This is a genomic window from Kitasatospora sp. NPDC001225 (assembly GCF_053597855.1).
Genome location: NZ_JBSFJC010000266.1, coordinates 1 through 4,696 on the forward strand (window position 1 = coordinate 1; position 4,696 = coordinate 4,696).

Genomic DNA, 4,696 nt, shown 5'->3' on the forward strand with positions numbered 1-4,696 from the left:
GCCGTCCACGGTGATCGCCTCGGAGGCGACCAGGAAGAACCAGCCGCCGCCGAAGGTCGGTCGGCCGGGAGCATGCGCAGGACGCCGACCACCACCGGGGCGGGCGGCTCACCAGGCCCTGCTCCTATCTGCCGTCCTCGTCGGCCTCGTCGGCGTCGGGCGCCAGGCCGACCTCCTCGCGGTCCTCCTCGGTGCGCTCCTCGAGCTCGGCCTCGTCGGGGCGTCGCGGCAGGCCGCGGCCGTGGCCGGTGTCGGGGTCGCCCTCGACGTCCTTGTTCGACTTGTGGTGCGACATGGTTCCTCCTGGGCCGGACGGCCCGCGGGCGGGTTCGCTGTTCTTCCCCCTCCTATCACCGCCCCTGGTCCGGCAGTCCGCAAGTCGGCTGGTAGGCCCGCGGCCGCGGGGCGGGACCGGTAGCCGGTGCGGAACCGGGTCAGCCCCAGAACTCCCGCAGGGCGGCGTTGACGGCGGCGAGTCCCTGGGCGTGCGGCCTCCGCTGGCCCGGTCGCGGTCGTCCCACACGGTGACGTGCACGGCTGCCACGGGGCATTTTTCTGAAGCCGAGGAAGATCAACTCCCCTGAGGGCAGGATTCGGTGGTCAGCTCGACATCGACCGCGTCGAGCGGGGGCGGTGTCCGGGCGTCACGGCGCCCCCGCGCCGCTGCCGCGGGAGGTGGCGGCGACCAGGTCGCGGGCGATCCGGGCGGCGCCGTCCGCCTGTCGGATGGGGGTGGCGGCCGGCCGGGCCCGGGTGCCGGACGGGCCGTTCAGGGCTTCGGCCAGGGCCCGGGCGATGGCGTGCTCCTCGGCGTCGGCGACCACCACATTGGGGCTGTCGGCGGCCTTGAGGTGGACGCGCTGGTCGTCGAAGTCGCGGACGCCGGGGACGGCCACCACCGGCACGCCGGAACGGACCAGTTCCTGCACGGTGTTGTACCCGGCGTGGGTGATCGCGGCGTCGGCGTGCCGGTACACGTCGTACGACGGCCCCAGGTACGGGCGGACCCGCACCGGCCCGGGCAGGCCGGGTGGCACGAGGACGGCGCCGTCGAAGTGCGGGCCGGTGAGCACCAGGACGTCGACGCCGGCGGGGCGTCCGCGCGTGAACGCGCGGATGCCGTGCAGCGCGGCCGTGAGGAATCCGGGCGCGTCGTCGTGCCCGCCGCCGCCGGCCACCACCGCGACCCGGAGGGCGCGGGTGTCCTCGGGCCAGGGCGACCGGTCGTCGAGCAGCGGTCGGACGACGTGGGGCACCCCCAGCACGCGCACCCCGTGGACGGTCTCCTCCGGTCCGGGCTCGCCCAGCAGGTAGATCGTGCCGATGGCGGGCGTGTGGCGGGAGACCCAGTGGGGCGGGTCGGGGCGGTTGCGCTGGAAGCGGTGCACCAGGAACTGGGGGCAGCCCAGCCGGGCGGCCTGGTCGTACAGTTCCCGCTGCACCGTCACGTCGTGCAGCACCACGTCGTCCGGCCGCAGCACCCAGGCGACCATGGCCCGGGCGAGACCGTGGTCCACCGCGGGGCCGGTCCCGTGCAGTGGCTCGCCGACCAGGCTGTCGGCGTCGGTGGGCAGGACGGTCTGGGCGAAGCCGTAGTCCTCGATCAGCCGTTGGGGCCGTTCGGTCAGCAGCAGGGAGTCCCGGCCCAGCCCGCGCAGTTCGCGGTGGACGGCGATCTGGCGGGAGACGTGGCCCAGCCCCCGGCCCCAGGTGAAGGAGACCACGCGGGCGTTCACGGCTTCAGCCGCCGATCATCGACATGCTGCGGTCGGGCCGGACGAAGTCGGGGTGGTTGATCTTGTGTCCGGGCCACTTGTGCCAGAGCGCCTCGCGGACCAGCCGTTCCAGTTCGGCGTCGTCGGCACCGGAGCGGAGCGCGGTGCGCAGGTCGGTCTCCTCCAGCGCGAACAGGCAGACGCGGAAGGCTCCTTCGGCCGTGGTCCGCATGCGGTTGCAGCTGTCGCAGAAGGGCTTCGTCACCGAGGGGATGAAGCCCAGGACCCCCGGCGCCCCGTCGGCGAAGCGGAAGGAGGTGGCCGGCTGCGGCGCGTCCTGGACGACGGGGGCGAGGTCGTAGGCCGCGGAGACCGCCGCCAGCGTCTCGGCGGCCGGGACGACCTTCTCCCGCTCCCAGGTCCGCTCCGCGTCCAGCGGCATGTACTCGATGAAGCGCACGTCGTAGCCGCCTTCCCGCGCCAGGCGGGCGAAGTCGACGGCCTCGTCCTCGTTGCTGCCGCGGATCACCACACAGTTGATCTTGATCGGGTCGAATCCGGCCTCGCGGGCCGCCTCCAGCCCCGCGGTCACCTTGTCGAAGGCGTCCCGACGGGTCATCTCGGCGTAGCGGTGCCTCATCAGGGAGTCGCAGGACACCGTGATCCTGCGCAGCCCCGCCTCCCGCAGGGGGCGGGCCAGGCGGTCCAGCAGCAGCCCGTTGGTGGTGATGGAGACGTCCACCCCCTCCAGCGCGCACACCCGGGCCACGATCTCGGGCAGTTCCCGGCGGACGGTCGGCTCCCCGCCGGTGATCTTGAAGTCGCGCACCCCGAGGGAGTGGAAGAGCCGGGCGAGCCGGTCGATCTCGTCGACGGTGAGGAGCTCCTCCTTCTCCAGCCAGGGCAGCCCCTCGGCCGGCATGCAGTAGGTGCACCGCAGATTGCACTTGTCGATCACGGAGATCCGGAGGTCGCCGCCGACCCGGCCGAACGTGTCGATGAGCGGGCCGCCGGTCGGGGCGGGTCCCGGATTGCGCCAGTCAGCCTTGGGCTTGGTCATGTCGGTCGGTCCTTCGGTCGGCGGAGCCGGTGCGCGCGGGGAGCAGCTCCTCGAAGCGCGCCAGCACCTGGTCGGGGTTCAGCTCGGAGGTGTCGAGGTGGTGGACGGGGATCCGCGGGGCGAGCTCCTCGGCCACGTCCTCGAAGCACTGGGCCACCAGGGACACGTAGGAGCTGGTGAACGAGCGCTCCAGGACGCGGTCGCGGCGGCGCAGCCGGCGCATCAGCACGTCGGTACGGGCGGTCAGGTGGACCACCGCCTCGGGCGGCGGCAGCGCGGAGGTGATCAGGTGGTGGTAGCGGTAGTACGTCTCGTACTGCTGGGTGCTCAGGGCGCCGCTCAGCCGGAGCGCCTTGGCGTAGGCCAGCGAGCTGTGCACGTCCTGGTCCATGACGCCGCTCTCGCCGGTGCGGAGGTTCTGCAGGACCCGCAGCAGCAGGGTCTCCATCTGGCAGAAGAACCCCGAGGCGTCGTCCCCGCGCAGGTAGCGGGTCAGGTAGTTGTCCGGGCCCGGGCCCCGGTCCCGGCGCACCGGGACGATGTCCCGCACGTGCTCGGTGTCCGGGGCGCGGGCGGTGTGCCGCTTCAGCAGGGTGCTCTTGCCGACGGCGGGCGGGCCGATGACCACCACGCGGGCCGCTCCGTCCCTGCGCCACAGCGCGGGGACCGGATCGATCAGCCGCCGCGCCTCGTCCTCGATCTCGGCCACGGCACGGATCCCGCCGTCGTCCGCGGCGTCGTCGGGGCGGTGCCGCAGCAACTCGCCGACGCAGTACGCGGATGCCGCGTCGAGTCCGGCGCCCTCCCCGGTACCGGATGCCACCGGGCTCCAGCGCAGGTCCGGGCCGGGTGCGGTACGCCGGGAGGCGCCCGCGTACCGGTGGACGAACACCCGCAGGTCGTGGGGCGCCTCCCCGTGGGGGCCGGGCGGGAGGTGGAGTTCGGTGAGGTAGCGCAGCCGGGTCGGGGCCACGCGCTGGCGGCAGGCGTGGCGGGCCACGGCCGCGGCGGTCTCCCGAGCGGTGCTGCCCGACGGCACGACGGCCCAGGGCAGGCCGGGCCGCTCGTCGGCCGACCGCGGCTCGGTGAGCAGGACCCGGTCCTGCCCGTCGAGGATGACGCACGCGGCACGGAGGTGGTCCGGGCGGTGCCGGGGCGGTAGTTCGGTGAGCATCACGGTCCTTGAGGTCGGTCGGAAGCGGCCGGGGGCGGTCGGGGTCAGCCGGTGCCGGCCGGTGGCGGCCCGGTCCTCGGGTACGGCCGGCTGGCCAGTTCCGCGAGGGCGAGCAGGGCGACCCGCTCCGCGAAGGCGACCGGGTCCACGGCCCGCCCGGCCTTCCGCACGGTCTCCCGGGGCGGCAGCAGCCAGGAGAACCGCACGTCACCGCCGAGCAGTGCGTGCAGGACGGCGTCCGGTGGCGGCGACGGGCGGGACAGCACCGCCCGCACGCGGAAGTCGGGCTGTTCCACTGCCGGGTCCTCCGGCCCGGGGGCGGTTTCGACCAGGCCGTGGAGCCGGCACCCGGGCGACTCCCGGAGGACCAGGGCCCGCCGCCCGTCGGACGGCCCCTCCAACGGGGGCACGCCGAGCCACCAGCAGCGCTCGGCTCCGCCGGTCACGGCGGGGTCGGGAGCGACCGGGCCGAGCAGTTCGCCGTCCCAGCCCCGGCGGGCCAGGTCGGCACGGAGCCGCTCGGCCGAGACGGGGAACAGCGAGGCCGCACGCCACCGGGGCACCCGTACCCCGGGGGGAAGCGCCGCGGCTACCCGCCACCGGCGGACGGGAGAGCGCTCGATGTTCGCCAGCAACCGCCGGTAGGAGGAGTCCGGGAACCGCACCCCGCCACCGAGGTGGGGCTGGGCGTCCAGCAGGCTCGTCAGCACGAGCAGCCCCACACCGTCGTCCGGCCCGGGCCCGGGC

The 4,696-nt window shown here is 74.6% G+C and carries 5 protein-coding genes; all 5 read right to left on the minus strand.

Annotated elements, in window-relative coordinates:
• Positions 1-124 precede the first annotated feature (124 nt).
• On the minus strand, positions 125-295 hold the full coding sequence (locus ACWDCZ_RS38785; protein WP_181970411.1) for a hypothetical protein: 171 nt from the start codon (positions 293-295) through the stop codon (positions 125-127).
• A 349-nt stretch (positions 296-644) separates the two neighbouring features.
• A complete protein-coding gene (locus ACWDCZ_RS38790) occupies positions 645-1,736 on the minus strand; it encodes a glycosyltransferase (protein WP_449818408.1) in 1,092 nt (363 codons plus the stop codon).
• A 4-nt stretch (positions 1,737-1,740) separates the two neighbouring features.
• Entirely contained in the window at positions 1,741-2,775 is a 1,035-nt protein-coding gene (gene moaA / locus ACWDCZ_RS38795) for a GTP 3',8-cyclase MoaA (RefSeq protein ID WP_049657070.1), read from the minus strand.
• Positions 2,756-3,949 (minus strand): deoxynucleoside kinase, encoded by a 1,194-nt coding sequence (locus ACWDCZ_RS38800; RefSeq protein WP_449818409.1) that lies wholly within the window; start codon positions 3,947-3,949, stop codon positions 2,756-2,758. Before ACWDCZ_RS38800 ends, moaA begins: the two co-directional genes overlap by 20 nt.
• 44 nt (positions 3,950-3,993) lie before the next feature.
• The coding region (locus ACWDCZ_RS38805; RefSeq protein ID WP_449818410.1) for a hypothetical protein at positions 3,994-4,696 on the minus strand (703 nt) is incomplete at its 5' end.